Source organism: Streptomyces sparsus, assembly GCF_054776295.1.
On the sequence record NZ_BAAHCA010001285.1, the window covers coordinates 1 to 1,083 of the forward strand.

The following is a 1,083-nucleotide window of genomic DNA, read 5'->3' on the forward strand; positions in this document are numbered from 1 at the left end:
GAGGCCGAGCGGCTGCCCTGCGGCCGCAGCCTGGACGAGGTGTGGGAGGACGGCCCCGCCCCGGCCGACCCGCACGGCGAGGCGCGCCCGGGGACGTCCGACGACCCGCACTACGAGACCTGCCCGCACTGCCGGGCGGCGCTGGCCGAGCTGCGCATGCTCGACGAGTACGTGCGGCAGGAGATCGCCGCCGAACAGCGCTCCACCGCCGAGGACTCCGCGGGCGCCGCGTCCCGCATCACCTCCCGGGTCATGGACATCGTCCGCACCGAACTCCGCCCCGGCCCCGCGGTGCCGCTGGGCACCGAGAGCGACGACGCCTGGATCATCGAGACCGCCGCTGCCAGGACGTTCCGGACGGCGGCCCAACGGGTGCCGGGCGTACAGGCCGGCAGCTGCCGCGTCACGCCGATGCACAGCCCGGGACGGCTCTCCCTGCGGCCCGGCGGACGGTTGCCGCGGGAGCCGGTCCGGGTCCGGCTGGAGGTGTCCGCCGTGCTGGACCCCGAGCGTCCGGTGCCGGGGATCGCCGACGCCGTCCGGGAACGCGTGCGCACCGCGGCGGAGGAGGAGCTGGGCATGGAGGTCGAGGCCGTGGACGTGGTTGTGATCGATCTGCTCGACGGGCCGGAGGACGCATGAAGGTGACGGACCAACAGCTGCGCGACCTCAGGCAGCGCCTGACCGAAGCGGCGGCCGACGCCGCCCGGGACACCCCGGGCGTCGCCGTGCTGCGCTCCGACCTGGTGACGGTCCTGCGCGCCGGTTCCCGGCTGGCCGGCCGCGAGGGCAGCACGCAGGGCATGCCGAGCGTCCACGTCCACCGGGCGACGGGCGGCTCCGGTTGGGAGGTGGAGGTCGACGTCCGCCTCGCCGTCCACCGGGGCAACCGCGCACTCGACGTCAGCCGGGCGGTGCGGAGCGCCGTGGAGTCGGCGGTACGCGCCGCGCTGCCGTCCGACGGGTCCGAGCCGTCCGACGGGCACGGTTCCGAGGGGCACGGCGGCGCCTCCGGCGGGCGGGTCCGGGTGTCCGTCACCGTCACCGGCCTGATGTAGAGGCGGGCGTGAAGCGGGCGGCGGG

At 76.5% G+C, this 1,083-nt stretch carries 2 protein-coding genes; both read left to right on the top strand.

What is annotated here, in order from left to right; translation table 11 throughout:
• A partial coding sequence (locus ACYVE9_RS27930) for an Asp23/Gls24 family envelope stress response protein (protein WP_461030675.1) occupies positions 1 to 642 on the top strand: 642 nt, incomplete at its 5' end.
• Positions 639 to 1,058, top strand: a complete 420-nt coding sequence (locus ACYVE9_RS27935) for an Asp23/Gls24 family envelope stress response protein (RefSeq protein WP_461030676.1) — start codon at positions 639 to 641, stop codon at positions 1,056 to 1,058. The genes ACYVE9_RS27930 and ACYVE9_RS27935, both read left to right, overlap by 4 nt.
• Positions 1,059 to 1,083: the final 25 nt, after the last annotated feature.

Coding starts and splice junctions, on each gene's coding strand:
- ACYVE9_RS27935 (WP_461030676.1), top strand. CDS start 639: ATGAAGGTGACGGACCAACAGCTGCGCGACCTCAGGCAGCGCCTGACC.